Here is an 18,631-nt window from a genome sequence, read left to right as displayed (position 1 = left end):
GCTCTGGGCCGTGCACACGAACGAGTACGACTACGCCGACAAGGCCGTCGAGTCGTTCGACGAGAAGTCGAAGGGCTACCAGGAGGTCTTCCAGTCCATCCCGTTCGAGACTCACCACCCGGTGGTCCGCGTGCACCCGGAGACGGGGGAGAAGGGGCTGTTCATCGGCGGGTTCGTGCGCCGGTTCGTCGGCCTGTCGGTGACCGAGTCGCGCGACATCCTGCGGCTGCTGCAGGCGTACGTCACCAAGCCAGACCACCTCGTGCGGGTCTCGTGGCAGCCCGGCCAGCTCGTCATCTTCGACAACCGCATCACGCAGCACTACGCGGTCGACAACTACGACAGCCTCCCGCGTCTGCTGCACCGGGTCACGGTCGCTGGTGACGTGCCGGTCGGCATCGCCGGCGAGCCCAGCCGTGCCGTTAAGGGGGATGCCTCGCACTACACCGCGGCCGAGCGCACGGCCAGCGCCGCCTGACAACCAGGGCCACCGTTCGACGTGCCCGGGTGCGGGTCCGTGCCCGGCACGTCGACGGTTGCCGCCATCGAAGCAGCGCCACATGTCATCTGGCCCTGTCTCATTCGAGTTTCGTTCGGGCACAGTCACGCTCGTTCGCAGACGTCCGAGCCGCGCCCCTACGAGCGTCAACGACACCAAGGACCCGGCCCGGAGCGCGCTGGCACAGACCTCGAAGGCGTGGGCGCGGACCAGCTCCACCCAGGTTTGGACCCCAAGCGCCACTACAAACCAGATCGCTGTAACCGCGAGATCCTCAGTCCGCAAAAGGTCTGCAACCGGACTGGAAACGGCCGCTGGATACGTTGCGCAAGAGAACCAGCTTTGCGTCTCTGCAGGTCACGAGCTCGGGGCAACACCGGCAGGACGGATCGATCGGCCCGCTGAAATCCCCGGCCTATCGGCCGGCTCATCCTCCATCTCACCGCGGGTCGTGCCGGACAACGCCCTGACCTGAGGTGATGCCGAGAAGGCGCGGGACAGTCGGAGACAGTTATAGGCCGCCCTGGCAACGGACCTAGACGGACCAGAGCGACTCGGCACAAGCTGTGACGGACCAGAGACGGACCAGAATCCGACACCCGTGCCCGCCGGTGCCAGATGACCCGAAGGCTCGGTCAGACCGCCGCTAGAGGGGGAGGGAGCTAACGGTCCGACCGGGCCGCCTGGCGTTGCGGACGCAAGGCGTCGACCCGCGAGGTGGGATCGCGCGCCGACGTCCGCAGCGTCCCACGCGGCGGCAGCGCAGGTTGCCGAATCAGACAAACCTCGCAAAGGAAACCACGAGATCGCCCGCCTGCACCTGGCCTTGCACCACAGCCGGGACATCGGCGCCGCCGTGGGCATCATCATGGCGATGCGCAAGGTGTGCAGGGAAGAGGCGTTCGACCTGTTGCGCGAGGCCTCGATGCGCACCAACACCAAGCTCTACCTGCTCGCGCTCGAGGTGCAGCAGACCGGCGTCTCCCCGAGGGAGCGCACCCCTCCGTACCTATCCCGGACTGCGTACCTATCCCGGGCTCCGGTCTCCACACGGGGCCTCCACATGGGGCCTTCACATGGGGCCTTCACATGGGGCCTTGACGCGGAGTCGACGAGCGCTCGCCATGCGCGGCGCGTGAACCAGGGTTTCGCCGAACCGGCGTCTGGCGGTTGCCCGGCGTCCACCACCGCCGTGCAGCGTGGTGGCCATGAGTGAACTGAACCGCCGCACTTTTGTCCTCGGCGCCGCGGCCGGCGCGGGCCTGCTCGGTCTGTCCCGAACGGCCGGGGCGTGGGCCTCGCCCGCGCTGGTCGTGGCCGGACGACCAGCCCTGACATCCGGAGTCATGTCGGGCGATGTCACCGCCACCGCGGCGACCGTCTGGGCGCGGTCGGACCGGCCAGGCCGTCTGGTGGCCGTGGTCCATGGCGCGGGTGGCTCCAGGCTGCGGATCAGTGGCCCCCTCGCCACACCCGACACCGACCTCACGGCGAAGCTCGACCTCCAAGGGCTCGCTCCTGGCCGCGAGCACACCGTCACGCTCGCGTTCGAGAACGAGGACGGGCACCTCGGCGAACCGGCTGACCTCCGTTTCAGGACCGCCCCCGCCGGACCCGGTGCCACGAGCTTCGTCTGGACCGGCGACACGTGCGGGCAGGGGTGGGGGATCAACCCCGACCTCGGCGGCTTCACCGCCTATGCCGCGATGCACGCGACCCGCCCTGACTTCTTCCTCCACTCCGGTGACACCATCTACGCCGACAACCCCATCGCCGAGCAGGTCGTCGAGCCCGACGGACAGGTCTGGCGCAACATCGTCATCCCGGAGGTCGCGAAGGTAGCGGAGTCGCTTCCCGAGTTCCGCGGCAGGCACCGCTACAACCTCCTGGACGACAACGTCCGGGCCATGTACGCCGAGGTCCCGGTCGTCGCGCAGTGGGACGACCACGAGACCCACAACAACTGGTACCCGGGTCAGGTCCTCACCGACGACAGGTACACCGAGCGTCGCGTCGACGTGCTCGCCGCGCGGGCGAAGCAGGCTTGGTGGGAGTACCAGCCGATCAGCAACCGGCTCTCGGTCGCCCGCCGGACGGCTGCGGGCACCCCCGGCCGCATCTACCGGAAGCTGTCGTACGGCCGGCACCTCGACGTGTTCTGCCTCGACATGCGCACGTACAAGGACCCCAACACGACGGGACTCGAGCCAGCGAAGACCCACATTCTCGGCACCGAGCAGACCGACTGGCTCATCCGCGAGGTGGCGGCATCCAGGGCCACGTGGAAGGTCATCGCGAGCGACCTCCCGCTGGGCCTGGTCGTGCCCGACGGCCCGGTCAACCAGGAGTCGCTCTCCAACGGCGACCCGGGAGCGCCGCGCGGCAAGGAGCTCGAGATCGCCGCTGTCCTCAGCTCCTTCAAGCGGGCCGGCGTGCGCAACATCGTGTGGCTCACCGCCGATGTCCACTACTGCGCGGCGCACCACTACGACCCGGCGCGCGCCGCCTTCGCGGACTTCGACCCCTTCTGGGAGTTCGTCGCCGGACCCGTGGCCGCGGGCACGTTCGGCCCGAACGTGCTCGACCAGACCTTCGGCCCACGGGCCGACTTCATCAAGGCGGCCGACTACCCCAACCAGTCCCCCCGCCACGGCAACCAGTTCTTCGGGCACGTCAAGATCGACGAGGACGGTCGGTTCCGGGCATCGCTGCGCAACGCCCGCGGTTTGGTGCTCTACTCGCGGACCCTGGACCCTGCGCCCCGATGACGGTGTTGGCGACCTGGCCGGCCGGGCTGGCTCGTCGGGCGGATGCACGGTGGCGCGAGCGAATCGTCTGCGTCCTTGCCTCGACCACCCCGCGACCACCCGCGGACGCCAAACCTCGGGTCTGACGGAGGTTCGGCTCGTAGACTGGGGCTCGAGAGGTGTGCGTGTCACTGCGCGCGTGGTTGTCGAGGCGGAGTTCGATGGCTGTCTCGGGAAGGCCGCAGAGGCGGAGTCCGGTATGGCGACGACGAGGCGGACGGGGTCGGGTCGCGGGGCGCTGCCCGCCGAGCTCACGAGCTTCGTAGGACGGCGGCGAGAGCTGGCCGAGACCCGGAGGCTGCTGGCGAGCGGCCGCATGCTGACTCTGACCGGCGTCGGCGGGGTCGGCAAGACGCGCCTGGCGCTGCGGCTGGCTGCCGAGGTGCGACGCATCTTTCGGGACGGCGTGTGGTTTGTCGAGCTCGCGGCCCTTCAGGACCCACAGCTGTTGCCGCACACCGTGGCCAACACCCTCGAGCTGCGCCAGGTGTCGGCCGACCCGGCCGCCGACCTGGCGGCGTACCTGGAGGAGAAGCGGCTCCTGGTGGTCCTCGACAACTGCGAGCACCTCACCGACGCCTGCGCGGTGCTGTCCGGCAAGCTGCTGGCCGCGGCCCCGGGTCTGCACATCCTCGCCACCAGCCGGCACGTGCTCGGCGTCGAGGGCGAGCAGATCCTCTCCGTGCCGCCCCTGTCCACACCGGACCCCGAGGCGGATGTCGCCGCCGACGACCCCACTCACTACGAGTCGGTGGCGCTCTTCCTGGACCGAGCCACGGCGGTGGCCCCGGACTTCGCGATGGGGCCTGGCAACCGGGCAGCCGTACTCGATCTGTGTCGAAGGCTCGACGGCGTCCCGCTGGCGATCGAGCTCGCGGCCGTGTGGCTGCGCATCCTCTCTCCCTCGCAGATCCTCGAACGGGTGGAGGACCGGTTCCGGCTGCTCACCAGGGGGCGGCCCGCCGTCCCCACCCGGCACCAGGCGCTCGAGGCCACCGTCGGATGGAGCTACGACCTGTGCTCGCTCGCGGAGCGACTGATGTGGGCCCGGCTCTCGGTCTTCTCGGGAGGGTTCCACCTCGAGGCCGCCGAGGAGGTTTGCGGCAGCGCCGGAATCTCCCGCGATGACGTCCTCAACCTGATCGCGGGCCTGGTGAACAAATCGATCGTCGTACGGTGGCAGGCGACGGAAAGCACGACCGCCTGGTACCAGATGTTGGAGAGCATCAGGCAGTACGGCGCCGAGCGGCTCACCAACCCGGAAGAGGTGCGGGCGCTGCGGATCCGGCACCGGGACTACTACCAATCACTGGCCAAGCGGTTCGCAGCCGAGAGCTTCGGCCGCCATCAAGCGGACTGGTTCATCCGACTCCGCCGGGAGTCCGGCAACATCCGAGCAGCGCTGGAGTTCTGCCTCGCTGACAAGGCTGAGGCGGCCGCAGCGTTCGAAATCGCCGCGCCCATCTGGAACTTCTGGTTCGCCGGCTTCCTCCGCGAGGGTTACCGGTACCTGCTCCGGGCCCTGGAGCTGGCTCCCGAACCAACAAGCGGCCGGGCTCACGCGCTATGGGCGGCCAGCTATCTGGCCATGTTCGCCACGGACATCGACCGCAACCCGACGATGCTTGCCGAGTGCGAGGAGATCGCTGCCGGGCTCGACGACCATCTGCTGCAGGCGCGCATCAAGGAGTGCCGAGGGCAGGCGAGGTTGTACGAGGGCGACGTGCCGGGCGCCCTCGAGCTGCTGGAGCAGGGCCGCAGGGAGTTCCAGGCGCTCGGAAACCCGCTCGGCGAGTTCGACACGCTCATCCTGCTCTCCGCCTGCACCTTCTTCCTCGACGACCCGAGAGTCCACGATTACAGCAGGCAGGCGCTGGCCTTGGCGGAGCGGTACGGCGCGCAGTCATCGATGGGCTACGCGCTCTGGAGCGTCGGCATCGCGCAGTGGCGTGCCGGCGACTTCGCTGGTGCGACGCGTTCCCTGCGGATGTCGGTCAGGTCGTTCCAGCCGATGAACGACCTGACCGGCATCAGTTTCGGTGTCCAGGCGCTCTCCTGGTGCGCCGCCTTCGCCGACCCCGGCGAACGGGCGGCCCGGCTGCTCGGCGCCGCCCAGGCCGTCTGGCGGACCAGCGGCTCGAAGGTCGAGGAGAACAATGCGTACAGCGTGTTCGACAGGCGGTCCGAGGAGGCGCTGCGTCAGTCTTTCGGCTCCGGCGTGTTCGAGTCCGAGGCGTTCGAGAGGGCGTTCGCTGAGGGAGCGTCGTACTCCTTCGACCAGGCGGTGTCCCTTGCGCTGGGAGAGGCGGAGGCAGCAGGCCAGCGCGAGCGGACGGGGGTTCGCGCCGGGTCCAGAAGGGGGACTGCCGACGGCCTGACCCGCCGTGAGCGGGAGGTCGCGGCGCTGCTGGCGGAAGGGCTGACCAACAAGGAGATCGCGGGGCGGCTGACCATCTCCCAGCGCACCGTGGAGACGCACGTCGACAACATCCTGGGCAAGCTCGGCATGAACTCGCGAACCCAGGTCGCCAGCTGGGTCACCGAGGAGTAGGCGACCTGCCGAGGGCCAACCTACAAGCCAACCGTGGGTGTTGCCCTGAAGGCGTTGCGGGCTGCCCTGCTTGCGCTGAGGGTGAACGTCACCGCTACGGACCCCGACGGCACGACCAAGACCTATCTCGTCAAGTACGCCGGATCCAGAAGGGCCTAGCCGAAGCCGATAGAAGACGCGGGCCAGTCGCCCGAAACCAGCTCGCGGACGCCGAGCAGGAGCTGCGTGAGGCTGTCCGCGCAGCCCGTGCGGCGGGCGACTCGTGGACCGTGATCGGTGCTGCACTCGACATCTCACGTCAGGCTGCCCAGCAGAGGTTGGGGAGCGCTGACGGCGGCAGTTCCGGATGGCCGCTGCGCACGCTGTCGGCGGCAGTTCCGACGCTGCGCGGCCAAGTAGTCTTGTGGGGATGGCCCATTCAACTTGTTGGCGGGATTTGGAGGTCGGCGCCCCCGAGATCGCTCGCTTGGGCTTGGCGCGCCTTCGCTCCACGCATGTTGCGTTGCTGGGCACACTGCGTCGGGATGGGTCCCCACGGATCAGTCCGATTGAGACATATCTCGTCGCCGGCCAGCTTCTTGTCGGCGCGATGTCTGGTCGCGCAAGGCGGATGACCTGCAACGAGACCCGCGGTACGTACTGCACAGCGCGATTACGGGCCCAGACGCTGCTGAAGGCGAGTTCAAGGTCTATGGCGTGGCCGCGATAGCCGACAAGGACGTGCGGGATGCAGCAGCCGATGCATGGTGGATGGCCCCGCCGCCAGACAAAGCCATCGTGTTCTCCTTGGACATTGACCTGGCAGTGTTCATCGACTGGAACTTCGCGCGTGGTCAGATGACTGTGCATCGATGGTCGGATCGAAGCGGTTACAAGCAGAGCCAGCGCAGTTACCCGTAGCCGCCGAGGGTGAGCAAGTTCAGGTCCAAGCACACGTACTCAATTCGGCATGTGGGTAAGACTTCGACTGTCATTCGGCGGTGGGCAACGCCCGCCGGCGCGTGCCTTTCTCCGACGTGCTATCGAGAACGTGTCCGGTCGGCAAGCGGCGGACAGGCGGGACAGGGCGGGTCATGGCTAATCGCACAGGGATCGCACGAAGCGCGGCTGTCCAGCGTTCCCAGCCTGCGTTTTCGCAGGTCAGCCGTGGTTCGAGCGGCCTTCCAGGGGCCAGGCTTGTAAACAGGTGGTTGGGGGTTCGAGTCCCCCCGCCAGCTCTGTGTTCGGTGAGCCGGATGTGGCCGTGGGCCGTCGCGGCGAACTTGGTGACGAACCTCAGGCCGCATGTTCCCCTTCCGCGACCTGGCTCTCGAGGGCGGGCCGTCTCGCGGCACTGAGCAGCACCGCGGTCGTGACCACGCCGGCGTGGCTGAAGGCCTGGGGTGTGTTGCCGAGGTGTCGTCCGCTCGTCGGGTCGTACTCCTCGCTCAGCAGGCCGACGTCGTTGCGCAGGGACAACAGTCGCTCGAACAGGGCCGTTGCCTCGCTGGTCCGGCCGATGCCGTGGAGGGCGTCGGCGAGCCAGAACGAGCAGGCGACGAAGATCCCTTCGTCGCCGTGGATGCCGTCGACGTTGGCTCCGTTGTCGCGGACGGCGTAGCGGCGCACCAGCCCTTCGTCGGTGAGGTACCGCTCGATGGCCTCGACGGTGGCCACCATGCGGTGATCCGACCACGGGAGGAAGCCGTACCGAGGGAGCAGCAGAACCGACGCGTCCAGGCGCGCCGATCCGTACGACTGGGTGAAGGATTGCCGCGATCTGCTGTACCCACGGTTCATGACCTCGGCGCGAATGGTGTCGCGCAGCCGGCGAACTCGTTCGAGCTGGTGCTCGGTGGCACCCGTGCGGCCCTTTTCGATCGCCTCGACGGCGCGGTTGACGCCGACCCACGCCATGACCTTGGAGTGCACGAAGTGTCGGCGCGGGCCGCGAACCTCCCACAGGCTGCAGTCCGGTTCGGCCCACGTTCGCTCGATGTGGCCGAGCAGTGCCTCTTGCAGCGCGGCCTCGGCGTGGACGGCGGGAGGGTCTGCCTTGGTGTCGGTACCGTCCGCGTGGCGGTCGCACTGTGCGTCGGTGACGCACTGGGTGGCAGCCAGCGCGTCGAGAACCTCGCCCCAGACGTCGTTCTGCTGCTGGGTGGCTGCCTCGTTGCCGATGCGCACCGGCGTGGAGCCCGCGTGCCCGGAGAGCCAGGTCAGTGCCTGCTCGGGCAGCCGCCGAGCTCCGTCGATGCCGTACATGACCTGCATCCGCTCGGGGTCGGCGGCGACGGTCCGCAGCAGCCAGTCCCGCCACGCGTGGGCTTCGTCCACGTAGCCGGTGGCCAGGAACGCCTGGACGGTGAACGTGGCGTCGCGGAGCCAGCTGTACCGGTAGTCCCAGTTCCGTAGGCCGCCGAGCTGTTCGGGCAGTGAGGTGGTGGCCGCGGCAAGGATTCCGCCGGTGGGTGCGTAGGTGAGCGCCTTGAGGGTGATGAGCGAGCGGGTGACTGCCTCGGCCCACGGACCGGTGTAGGTCGAGCGGCTGGCCCAGTTCTGCCAGAAGGTCTGCGTCGTTGCCAGGGCATGGTCCGCGTCTGCGTGGGGAGCACCGGTCTGTGTTGACGTGGTGTGCGTCAGGACGAAGGAGACCCGTTGTCCGGCCGTGATGGTGAAGTCGCTGACCCAGCTGCCGGCGGCCTGGTCGACGGCCGCCGTCGTGTGCAGCCACAGCATGTCCGGACCGGCGACTGCCACCACGTGCCCGTTGCGACTGCTGAGCATGGGCGTGATGCTGCCGTAGTCCATCCGCGGCGTGAGCGCCATGTGCATCTCGACCTGACCCTCCAGCCCCTCGACCACGCGGGTCACCTGCGATTCCACCGCTGTGGGGGACATCAGGTCGATGACCCGGACGGTGCCGTCGTCGGTGGTCCACTCCGTCTCCAGGACGAGGGTGTCGGTGCGGTACTGCCGGCTGGTGCAGCGGTCCTGCCCATACGGTGTGATGAGCCAGTGCCCGTTGGTCTCGTCTCCCAGCAGGTTGGCGAAGACCGCCGGTGAGTCGAAGCGGGGCAGGCTGAGCCAGTCGATGGATCCGTCTCGGCCGACGAGTGCGGCCGTGCGCAGGTCACCGATGAGGGCGTAGTCCTCGATGTGTTGGGCGGTCATCGTGGCTCCCGGGATCGTTCGGGAAGGCGTCGTTGCCTCGTCCCACGATTGGAGCGCTGGTCCGGCTCAGCAGGAGTCCCATCTTGAGACAGCGTGCTCGGATCACTGACCACTCGGGTGGGCCTCGACTGCGCCAGGCCGTCCGATGGGACGACCTCGCCGTCACCTCGTCCGGGCGAAGGCCGCGGGGTCGCTCAGCGGCGGGTGTCGATGTTGTAGCCGCGGATCTTGCGGTAGATCGTCGCCCTGGACATCCCCAGGTGCTCGGCGGCGAGCGCCTTGTTCCCGTTGTGGTCGTCGAGGGCTCGGGTGATCGCGTCCCGCTCCAGGGCTTCCAGCGGCGTGAGCGTCCGGCGGCCGACAGCCATGCACTCCGGCGGAAGGTCGACCATCTCGATCGTGCCGGCGCGCTTCTTGGCGATGATCTTGGCGAGGGTCTCGCGCAGCTGGACCACGTTGCCTGGCCACGGGTGCCGGGCGAGCTGGTTGGCCGCACTCGCAGAGACGGACAGCTCCTTGTGCGGTGACAGGGCGCGGAGCAGCACGGGGATGATGACCCGGATGTCCTCGTGCCGGTGCCGCAACGGCTCCAGCAGGACGGTCCGGTCGAAGCAGGGCAGGATCTGGGCCGCGACAGCCTCTGCCGCCCCGGTGCGTTCGGCCGGGCTTCGCGTCGCGACGACCCACCGGCCGTGCACGGAGTGCGCCAGGTGGGCGTGTTCGACGAGGAGTGCGGCGACCTCCTCGACGAGCTCGGTCGGCAGCCGGTCGAGGTGCCGGATGAGCAGGGTGCCCGGTTCGGGCGACAGCTCCTCCTCCAGCGTGCGCAGCCAGCCGTCCGGGTCGGCCGAAGCCGATGCTTCATCGAGGGTGCGGAAGTGCCGGCCGGGCGACTCAGCACCGTGAATGCCCCGCGCCAAGGCGTGCTTCCCCGTTCCCGGCTCCCCGTCGATGACGACCCAGGTGCCGCTCCGGTACGACTCTCGCAGCTGGAACACCGCGCGAAGCCACTCAGGGCTCGTTCCCGCCACCCCGGGAAGTGAGACCGCCACATCCCTACCGAGGGCACGCGGCGTCCGGGACGGCTCCCTGAGCTGGATCCGGAAGACGCCGCCGACGATGGTGGTGCCCACTGACGTCGGCCGGTAGTCGAGCCGGGCTACTGCCCCACTCGGCAGGTCGGTGACGAACGTGTGCGGCTGGTCGTCCCCGAGGGCATCGCTCGTCCGGGCGACGAGCGCCGTACGGTCCGCGACGTCCAGCTGCAGCTGGACGTGGCGGTTCATCATGACGATCTCGTCCCCGAGGGCGAGAACAGGTCCGGTCGCGTGCCGGCACGCCGCGAGGTAGTCGCGAAGCAGGCTCATCTCCCGGACCGAGACGGCGGCGAGGATCTCCTCCTCGATGCGGCTCGCGACCGACCGCGCATAGGTGAGCAGGAGCCCGTTGGACGACCCGGACGTGCAGGTGAGGTCGAGGACGCCAACGAGCGCACCGCTCACCGGGTGCACGACCGGAACACCGGCGCAGGCGAAGGTCATGAGTGGTTCGGTGAAGTGCTCCTCGCCGGCGATCAGCGTGGGCCGCCGCAGCAGCAGGGCCGTGCCGATGCCGTTGGTCCCGACGGAGTCCTCGGCATAGGTGAAGCCAGGAGCGAGGCTCACCTTCTCGAGGCGTGCCGTCAGTGAGGAGTCGGAGCAGATGCGGTGGATGACCCGCCCGAAGGGGTCGGCGAAGATCATGCTCACGGCCTCGTCGCCGAGCTGCGCGGCCATCCGGGTCATCACCTGGCCTACGAGCTCGTTCAGGCGAGACTCGCCCAGGTCGGCGGCATAGGACGGGGTGAGCAGGCTCGGGTCGACACCCGCCAGGGTGCTGCGCTCCCACGACTGCCCGACGACGTCACGCACCGTGCCCGCCAGGACGCCGGAGCGCATGAAGTGCTCACGCGCCAGCGCCACCTCGCGTGGACGATCGGCCACGACCCACCTCCGTCACGACCCGTGGCGCACCCTTGCACCACGCGGTGCCTCCAGTGTCCGTGCTGGCCGGAGCGCACCGCAAGGAACTGGTGACCGCCCACACAGCACCTGTCTCAAAGTGAGACGCCCGCGGTCGAGCGGCCCCCTGCCTCTCAGATTGAGACATCCACCGCGCCGCCCACCTGTGAGTGTCCTGGCACACGGCGAAACGCATCCGCCGAACCGGCTCGGTCCGCCGGACCGACCCGACACCAGGAGGCAAGAGTGAGCAGACAGAGTCTGACGAAGGCCCACGCGAAGATCTCCGAGCTGACGTGGGAGCCGACCTTCGCGACGCCCGCGACCCGCTTCGGTACGGACTACACCTTCGAGAAGGCCCCGAAGAAGGACCCGCTCAAGCAGATCATGCGGTCCTACTTCCCGATGGAGGAGGAGAAGGACAACCGCGTCTTCGGCGCGATGGACGGCGCGGTCCGCGGCAACATGTTCCGGCAGGTCCAGCAGCGCTGGCTCGAGTGGCAGAAGCTGTTCCTGTCGATCATCCCGTTCCCCGAGATCTCCGCTGCACGAGCGATGCCGATGGCGATCGACGCCGTGCCCAACCCGGAGATCCACAACGGGCTCGCGGTCCAGATGATCGACGAGGTTCGTCACTCGACGATCCAGATGAACCTCAAGAAGCTGTACATGAACCAGTACATCGACCCGGCCGGTTTCGACATGACCGAGAAGGCCTTCGCGAACAACTACGCCGGCACGATCGGCCGCCAGTTCGGTGAGGGGTTCATCACCGGCGACGCCATCACGGCGGCCAACATCTACCTGACCGTGGTCGCCGAGACCGCCTTCACCAACACCCTCTTCGTGGCGATGCCCGACGAGGCCGCGGCCAACGGCGACTACCTGCTGCCGACGGTCTTCCACTCCGTCCAGTCCGACGAGTCACGGCACATCTCGAACGGCTACTCGATCCTGCTCATGGCCCTCGCCGACGAGCGGAACCGCCCACTCCTGGAACGCGACCTGCGGTACGCGTGGTGGAACAACCACTGCGTCGTCGACGCCGCGATCGGCACCTTCATCGAGTACGGCACGAAGGACCGCCGCAAGGACCGAGAGAGCTACGCCGAGATGTGGCGGCGCTGGATCTACGACGACTACTACCGCAGCTACCTGCTCCCCCTCGAGAAGTACGGCCTGACGATCCCGCACGACCTCGTCGAGGAGGCCTGGAACCGGATCACGAACAAGGGATACGTGCACGAGGTCGCCCGCTTCTTCGCCACCGGCTGGCCGGTCAACTACTGGCGCATCGACGCCATGACCGACAAGGACTTCGAGTGGTTCGAGGAGAAGTACCCCGGCTGGTACAGCAAGTACGGCGCCTGGTGGGAGAGCTACAACCGGCTCGCCTTCCCGGGCAAGAACAAGCCCATCGCGTTCGAGGACGTGGGCTACCAGTACCCGCACCGGTGCTGGACGTGCATGGTGCCGGCCCTCATCCGCGAGGACATCGTCGTCGAGAAGGTCGACGACCAGTGGCGCACCTACTGCTCCGAGACCTGCTACTGGACCGACGCGGTCGCGTTCCGCTCCGAGTACGAAGGCCGTGAGACGCCGAACATGGGCCGCCTGACGGGCTTCCGCGAGTGGGAGACGCTGCACCACGACAAGGACCTGGCCGACATCGTCCAGGACCTCGGCTACGTCCGTGACGACGGCAAGACCCTCATCGGGCAGCCGCACCTGGACCTCGACCCCAAGAAGATGTGGACGCTCGACGACATCCGGGGCAACACGTTCATGAGCCCCAACGTGCTGCTGAACCAGATGTCCGACGCAGAGCGTGACGCCCACATCGCGGAGTACCGGGCGAACGGCACCAAGGTCGCCTGACGCGACCTCGAGTGGTCCGACCCCGGCTCCACCGCCAGATCGGGTTGGCGGCGCTTCCAGGGATGAGTGGCGCCGCCAACCCCCGCCGCCAACCTCCCCCGCGGACCCGGCGCAATCGAGAGGAGGCCATCGTGGCCGACACACACAAGATCTACTTCGAGCCCGTCGACATCGAGATGGAGGTAGGGGAGGACGAGAAGATCCTCGACGCTGCCTTCCGGCAGGGCATCCACCTGATGCACGGGTGCCGTGAGGGACAGTGCTCGGCCTGCAAGAGCTACGTGCTCGACGGCGAGATCCAGATGGAGCGCTACTCGACGTTCGCCTGCAACGACGCCGAGGTCGACGAGGGCTACGTCCTGCTCTGCCGGGCGCACGCCTTCAGCGACTGCACCATCGAGCTGCTCAACTTCGACGAGGACGAGCTGCTGGGTGGGGTGCCGATCCAGGACGTCCGGACCCGTATCACCGCGATCGAGCCGATGACGCGCGACATCGTGTCGTTGCGCCTGGCGGCGGTCGAGCCGGCGACCTACGAGTTCAAACCCGGTCAGTACAGCGACATCGGCATCCCCGGGACGGACGAGCACCGCTCGTTCTCCATGGCGACGACGCAGTCCACACCGGGGGAGGTCGAGTTCCTCATCAAGAAGTACCCGGGCGGGAAGTTCTCGACGCTGCTGGACGGCGGCTCGTCCGGCCTCGCGGTCGGCGACGAGCTGCACGTCAACGGCCCCTACGGCTCGTTCACCATCAAGGAGGGGCACGTCCTTCCCGTCGTGTGCATCGGGGGAGGGGCGGGGATGGCCCCGATCCTCTCGCTCCTGCGGCACCTGCACGAGACCGGGAGCACCCGCCCGGTGCGCTTCTACTACGGCGCGCGGACAGCGGCCGACCTCTTCTACGTCGACGAGATCCTCGCCCTCGGCGAGGGCCTGCGCGACTTCGAGTTCGTCGCCTGCCTGTCGGAGTCCCTGCCCGACCCCGACTCACCAGAGGGTCGCCTGCCGCTCGGCCTGCTCCCCGAGGCCGGCAACGTCACCGACGTGGTGGCGCGGCATGAGGACGAGCTCGCGAAGTGCGAGGTCTACCTGTGCGGCCCCCCGCCCATGGTCGACGCCGCCCTGCTCTTCCTCGAGGCCCAGGGCGTGCCCGGTGACCAGGTCTTCCACGACTCGTTCACGAGCCCGGTGACCGTCACGGGCTGAACGCTGTACATCCACGAATCATCCACACCAACAACGGAGTTGACTGACATGGCGGACATCACCGACCAGAAGACGCGCAGCTTCCCCAAGATCGAGTTCACGGACTCCGAGGCCGGCGCCCTGGACTTCCCGAGCTCGAAGAGCCGCACGTACAACTACTACAAGCCGGCCAAGCTGCGGGCCACGATGTACGAGGACGTCACTGTCGACGTGCAGCCTGACCCGGACCGGCACCTGACCCAGGGCTGGATCTACGGGTTCGGCGGCGGGCCCGGCGGCTACCCCAAGGAATGGACGAAGGCCCAGTCCTCCGACTGGCACACCTTCCTCGACCCCAACGAGGAGTGGGAGCAGACGATCTACCGCAACAACTCAGCGGTGGTCCGTCAGGTCAACCTCTGCCTCGAGAACGCCAAGCGCGCCGGTGCCTACGCGAACTGGAACCACGCGTGGGTCTCCTTCATCCAGCGCAACCTCGGAGCCTGGATGCACGCGGAGAACGGCATCGCGCTGCACGTCTTCACCTCGATCCAGCGGTCCGCCCCGACCAACATGATCAACAACGCCGTCGCCGTCGCGGCGGCACACAAGATGCGCTTCGCGCAGGACCTGGCCCTGTTCAACCTGGACCTCGCCGAGGCGGGCATCGACTTCGACGGTGCGGCCCACCGCGAGGTCTGGCAGAACGCGCCGGAGTGGCAGCCGACGCGCCGGACGGTCGAGGAGCTGACGGCGGTCGGCGACTGGGCCGAGCTGACCTTCGCGACGAACATCGTCTTCGAGCAGCTCGTCGGCCAGCTGTTCCGCAGCGAGCTCGTCATGCAGATTGCGGCGCGCAACGGCGACTACATCACGCCGACGCTCGTGGGCACTGGGGAGAACGACTACGCACGGGACCTCGCGGCCTCGCGCAACCTCTTCCAGCTCCTCGTGCGTGACGAGGAGCACGGCGCCGCCAACAAGGACCTCTTCGGCCAGTGGCTGTCCACGTGGGTCCCGAAGTGCCTCGCCGCCGCGCAGGCGCTGCAGCCGATCTGGTCGCAGCCCGCAGAGAAGACCATCACCTTCGCCACGTCCCTCGACGCGGCCAAGGACAAGTTCCGCACCCTGCTCGAGGAGATCGGGCTCGACATTCCGAAGGAGTTGGACCAGTGAGCATGCAGTTCGGTTCGGAGGCCTCGTTCTCCAACATGTGCGGGGTCACCCTGATGAACACACCGGTCGGCCGGGTCGTGGCCCAGGTCATGGGGACCAAGGAGGGCGTCGAGCTCACCGAGTACCCGTCGATGATCCGCGTCGACGGCCCGACGCTGCTCAGTTTCGACTACGAGGAGCTGACCGACGCTCTCGGCACCGAGTTCGACGGCTCCGTCTTCGAGGAGATCAGCTCCACCCACTACGGGCGGATGGTCCACCTCGACGACAAGACGATGCTCTTCGCGAGCCCGGAGGACGCCGCCGAGTACATCGGCTTCGACCTCAACGTCCACTGACCGGATCTCGCGAAACCCCTGACGCCCAAGGTGGCTCGTATGCCGCTGGGCTGGCTCCCAGCCCAGCGGCGTCCGGCGGGCGTCTCATCCCAACCACAACGAAGTGAGGAAGCCATGTACGAGAAGAACGGCGAGAAGTACTACGTCGTCGATGCCCACGTCGCCCTGTGGGACGGCCGCGAGTCGAACCTGAGGAACGTCCACGGCAAGCAGTTCATCGACTGCTTCTACGACTACCACAAGAACCTCAGCCCGGAGGAGGTCGTGTGGGACTACGACACCTATACGTACTACGGCGGCGACCGACTCATGAAGGACCTCTTCGAGGACGGCTACGTCGACCACGCGATCTTCCAGCCGGCGTTCCTGGGCGACTTCTACACCAACGGGTTCGGGCAGACCGAAGAGGCGTGGGCGCTCACCCGGGCCAACCCCGGCCGACTGACCTACAACCACAACTTCGACCCGCGCAACGAGCAGGCCGGCCTCGACCAGCTCAGGCGCGACGCCGAACGCTTCGGGCTCAAGGGCGTCAAGCTCTACACCGCGGAGTGGCACGGCGACTCCCGCGGCTACAAGCTGACCGACCGGTGGTCCTACAAGTACCTCGAGGCCTGTCAGGAGCTCGGCATCACGAACATCCACATCCACAAGGGGCCGACGATCATCCCGCTCGACCGCGACGCCTTCGACGTCGCCGACATCGACGCGGTGGCGACGGACTTCCAAGGACTCAACTTCGTCGTGGAGCACTGCGGGCTCCCGCGGCTGGAGGACTTCTGCTGGATCGCGACCCAGGAGACGAACGTCCACGCCGGCCTCGCCGTCGCCATCCCGTTCATCCACACGAGGCCGCGCTACTTCGCGCAGATCATCGGCGAGCTCCTGTACTGGATCGGCGAGGACAAGATCCAGTTCTCGAGCGACTACGCCCTGTGGACACCCAAGTGGCTCATCGAGAAGTTCGTCGACTTCCAGATCCCTGAGGACATGACGGAGTACGCACCCCTGACGACGACCGCCAAGAAGAAGATCCTCGGCCTCAACGCAGCGAAGATGTACGGCCTCGACGTGCCCGCGGAGCTGCAGCTCGCCGACCCCGGCGACGTCGGCCTCGAGGTCGCGGCCGGGGCGAGGGAGAGCGTGCTGTCATGAGCGCCGTCGCCACTCCGGTCGCGTCGCCGTCGGCCCGCAACACGGCCTCGGCACCGCACGGGGCATCCCTGGCGAACGACGTGCTCGAGGCGCTCGCCACCGTCATGGATCCCGAGCTGGACGAGCCGATCACCGAGCTCGGGTTCGTCCGCTCGGTGGCGCTGCACCCGTCCGGCGTCACGGTGCACCTGCGGCTTCCGACGTCGTTCTGCGCACCGAACTTCGCCTACCTCATGGTCTCCGACGCACAGGACGCCCTGCGGCGGGTCCGGGGGACGGGTCGGGTCACCGTGCTGCTCGACGACCACCACGACTCCGACAAGATCAACGCCGGGATCGCCGCGGATGCCGGCTACCTCGGAACCTTCGGTGCCGAGGCCGAGGAGAGCCTCGACGCTCTACGGCTGACCTTCCAGCGGAAGGCGCACACCGCGGCGATGGAGCGCTGCGTCATGGCCGCGCTGACCGGAGGGTCGGTCCGGCTCGAAGACCTCGGGCGCCTGAGGCTCGGCGACCTGCCGGCCGGCCGCACCAAGGAGGCGCTGCTGCGCAGACGGGCGGACATCGGCCTGGGCGTCGCTCCCACGGAGCTCGTCGTCGTCGACGAGCAGGGAGCGCCCGTGCCGGACGAGGAGCTGCCCCTGCGTCTGCGTCTCGCGACGTCGGTGCGGATCTCCATCGAGGGCAACGCCCACTTCTGCCGCGGCCTGCTGGCCACCCGCTACGCGGACGGCGACCCCGCAGCCATCACCACGCACATCACGGACACGAGGAGCACGTCATGAGGGCCGTCCAGGTCGTCGGGTACCACACCAAGCTGCAGCTGACGGACGTGCCGGAGCCGCAGGTCCAGGGACCGCTCGACGTCGTCGTCAGGATCGGGGGCGCGGGCGTGTGCCGCACCGACCTGCACATCCTCGAAGGGCAATGGGAGGAGAAGACGGGCGTCGCTCTGCCGTACACGATCGGCCACGAGAACGCCGGCTGGGTGCACGCCGTCGGTGACGCCGTCACCAACGTCGCCATCGGCGACAAGGTGATCCTGCACCCGCTCATCACGTGCGGGCTGTGCCGTGCGTGCCGCTTCGGCGACGACGTGCACTGCGAGAACAGCCAGTTCCCCGGGATCGACACCAACGGCGGGTACGCGGAGTATCTCCGCACGACCGCCCGGAGCGTCGTGCGCATCGATGACGGCCTCGAGCCCTCGGACGTCGCGGCGCTCGCGGACGCCGGCCTCACGGCATACCACGCGGCCGCCAAGGCGGCTCGGGTCACGAGACCGGGCGACGTCTGCGTCATGATCGGCGCCGGCGGGCTCGGCCACATCGGCATCCAGGTGATGAAGGCGATCTCCGGTGCGACGGTCGTCGTCGTCGACCGCAACCCCGACGCCGTCGCCCTGGCCACCTCGATCGGGGCCGACCACGGCGTCGTCGCCGACGGCAACCACATCGAGAAGGTCCTCGAGCTGACCGGCGGGCGGGGCGCCGAGGCGGTCGTCGACTTCGTCGGCGAGGGGGGCGCGACGAAGGAGGGCACGGCGATGCTGCGCCGGGCCGGCAGCTACTTCGTCGTCGGCTACGGCGAGAACATCGACATCCCGACCATCGACGTCATCTCCACGGAAATCAACTTCATCGGCAACCTCGTCGGGTCGTACAACGACCTCCAGGAGCTCATGGTCCTCGCCGCCCAGGGCAAGGTCACGCTCCACACCACGAAGTACCCCCTGGAGGACTTCCAGCAGGCGATCGACGACCTCGACGCCGGGCTCGTGCGCGGACGCGCGATTCTCATCCCCTGACGACGGCCGGTCCGGCCGTCATCGGCGGCCGGCCCCGACCACGTCCGAATCACGAAGGACTGACACACCATGGCCAAGGA

Annotated in this window: 14 protein-coding genes; 12 read left to right on the top strand and 2 right to left on the bottom strand. The window is 68.1% G+C overall.

The features are described from left to right. From ACPYOM_RS14220 to ACPYOM_RS14200, 5 genes are all read left to right on the top strand, one after another. The coding region (locus tag ACPYOM_RS14220) for a TauD/TfdA dioxygenase family protein (RefSeq protein ID WP_481346459.1) at window positions 1–478 on the top strand (478 nt) is incomplete at its 5' end. An 826-nt stretch (window positions 479–1,304) separates the two neighbouring features. Continuing rightward, entirely contained in the window at window positions 1,305–1,715 is a 411-nt protein-coding gene (locus ACPYOM_RS14215; protein WP_481346460.1) for an ANTAR domain-containing protein, read from the top strand. Further along, on the top strand, window positions 1,708–3,267 hold the full coding sequence (locus ACPYOM_RS14210) for an alkaline phosphatase D family protein (RefSeq protein WP_481346458.1): 1,560 nt from the start codon (window positions 1,708–1,710) through the stop codon (window positions 3,265–3,267). The genes ACPYOM_RS14215 and ACPYOM_RS14210 overlap by 8 nt, the downstream gene beginning before the upstream one ends. Window positions 3,268–3,445: 178 nt before the next feature. Continuing rightward, window positions 3,446–5,857, top strand: coding sequence for a helix-turn-helix transcriptional regulator (locus ACPYOM_RS14205; RefSeq protein WP_481346457.1), 2,412 nt, complete (start codon window positions 3,446–3,448; stop codon window positions 5,855–5,857). A gap of 696 nt (window positions 5,858–6,553) precedes the next feature. Beyond that, on the top strand, window positions 6,554–6,757 hold the full coding sequence (locus tag ACPYOM_RS14200; protein ID WP_481346456.1) for a hypothetical protein: 204 nt from the start codon (window positions 6,554–6,556) through the stop codon (window positions 6,755–6,757). A gap of 375 nt (window positions 6,758–7,132) precedes the next feature. Here the strand turns inward: ACPYOM_RS14200 and ACPYOM_RS14195 are convergent, their stop codons facing one another. Both ACPYOM_RS14195 and ACPYOM_RS14190 read right to left on the bottom strand, forming a co-directional pair. Then, window positions 7,133–9,010: a glycoside hydrolase family 15 protein gene (locus tag ACPYOM_RS14195; RefSeq protein WP_481346455.1), complete on the bottom strand. Its 1,878-nt coding sequence runs from the start codon at window positions 9,008–9,010 to the stop codon at window positions 7,133–7,135. Between the two features lie 194 nt (window positions 9,011–9,204). Then, the gene (locus tag ACPYOM_RS14190; RefSeq protein WP_481346454.1) at window positions 9,205–10,992 is read right to left on the bottom strand and encodes a sigma-54-dependent Fis family transcriptional regulator; all 1,788 of its coding nucleotides are present in this window, start codon (window positions 10,990–10,992) and stop codon (window positions 9,205–9,207) included. A 264-nt stretch (window positions 10,993–11,256) separates the two neighbouring features. On the opposite strand from ACPYOM_RS14190, the gene ACPYOM_RS14185 reads away from it, so the two are divergent. From ACPYOM_RS14185 to ACPYOM_RS14155, 7 genes are all read left to right on the top strand, one after another. After that, window positions 11,257–12,888: a ferritin family protein gene (locus ACPYOM_RS14185; protein ID WP_481341249.1), complete on the top strand. Its 1,632-nt coding sequence runs from the start codon at window positions 11,257–11,259 to the stop codon at window positions 12,886–12,888. A 131-nt stretch (window positions 12,889–13,019) separates the two neighbouring features. Beyond that, window positions 13,020–14,096 (top strand): 2Fe-2S iron-sulfur cluster-binding protein, encoded by a 1,077-nt coding sequence (locus ACPYOM_RS14180; RefSeq protein WP_481341250.1) that lies wholly within the window; start codon window positions 13,020–13,022, stop codon window positions 14,094–14,096. A 48-nt stretch (window positions 14,097–14,144) separates the two neighbouring features. Then, on the top strand, window positions 14,145–15,251 hold the full coding sequence (locus ACPYOM_RS14175) for a ferritin family protein (RefSeq protein WP_481346453.1): 1,107 nt from the start codon (window positions 14,145–14,147) through the stop codon (window positions 15,249–15,251). A gap of 2 nt (window positions 15,252–15,253) precedes the next feature. Then, window positions 15,254–15,589: a propane 2-monooxygenase effector subunit MimD gene (gene mimD / locus ACPYOM_RS14170; protein WP_481341263.1), complete on the top strand. Its 336-nt coding sequence runs from the start codon at window positions 15,254–15,256 to the stop codon at window positions 15,587–15,589. A 114-nt stretch (window positions 15,590–15,703) separates the two neighbouring features. After that, window positions 15,704–16,744 (top strand): amidohydrolase family protein, encoded by a 1,041-nt coding sequence (locus tag ACPYOM_RS14165; RefSeq protein ID WP_481346452.1) that lies wholly within the window; start codon window positions 15,704–15,706, stop codon window positions 16,742–16,744. Further along, on the top strand, window positions 16,741–17,529 hold the full coding sequence (locus tag ACPYOM_RS14160; protein WP_481346451.1) for an iron-sulfur cluster assembly protein: 789 nt from the start codon (window positions 16,741–16,743) through the stop codon (window positions 17,527–17,529). Before ACPYOM_RS14165 ends, ACPYOM_RS14160 begins: the two co-directional genes overlap by 4 nt. Further along, entirely contained in the window at window positions 17,526–18,551 is a 1,026-nt protein-coding gene (locus ACPYOM_RS14155; RefSeq protein WP_481346450.1) for an NAD(P)-dependent alcohol dehydrogenase, read from the top strand. Before ACPYOM_RS14160 ends, ACPYOM_RS14155 begins: the two co-directional genes overlap by 4 nt. The last annotated feature ends 80 nt before the right edge of the window (window positions 18,552–18,631 follow it).

It is taken from the genome of Monashia sp. HAY1-2A, assembly GCF_056755315.1.
The sequence above is the reverse complement of the archived record's forward strand: the minus strand, read 5'-3'. Positions and strand labels throughout refer to the sequence as shown.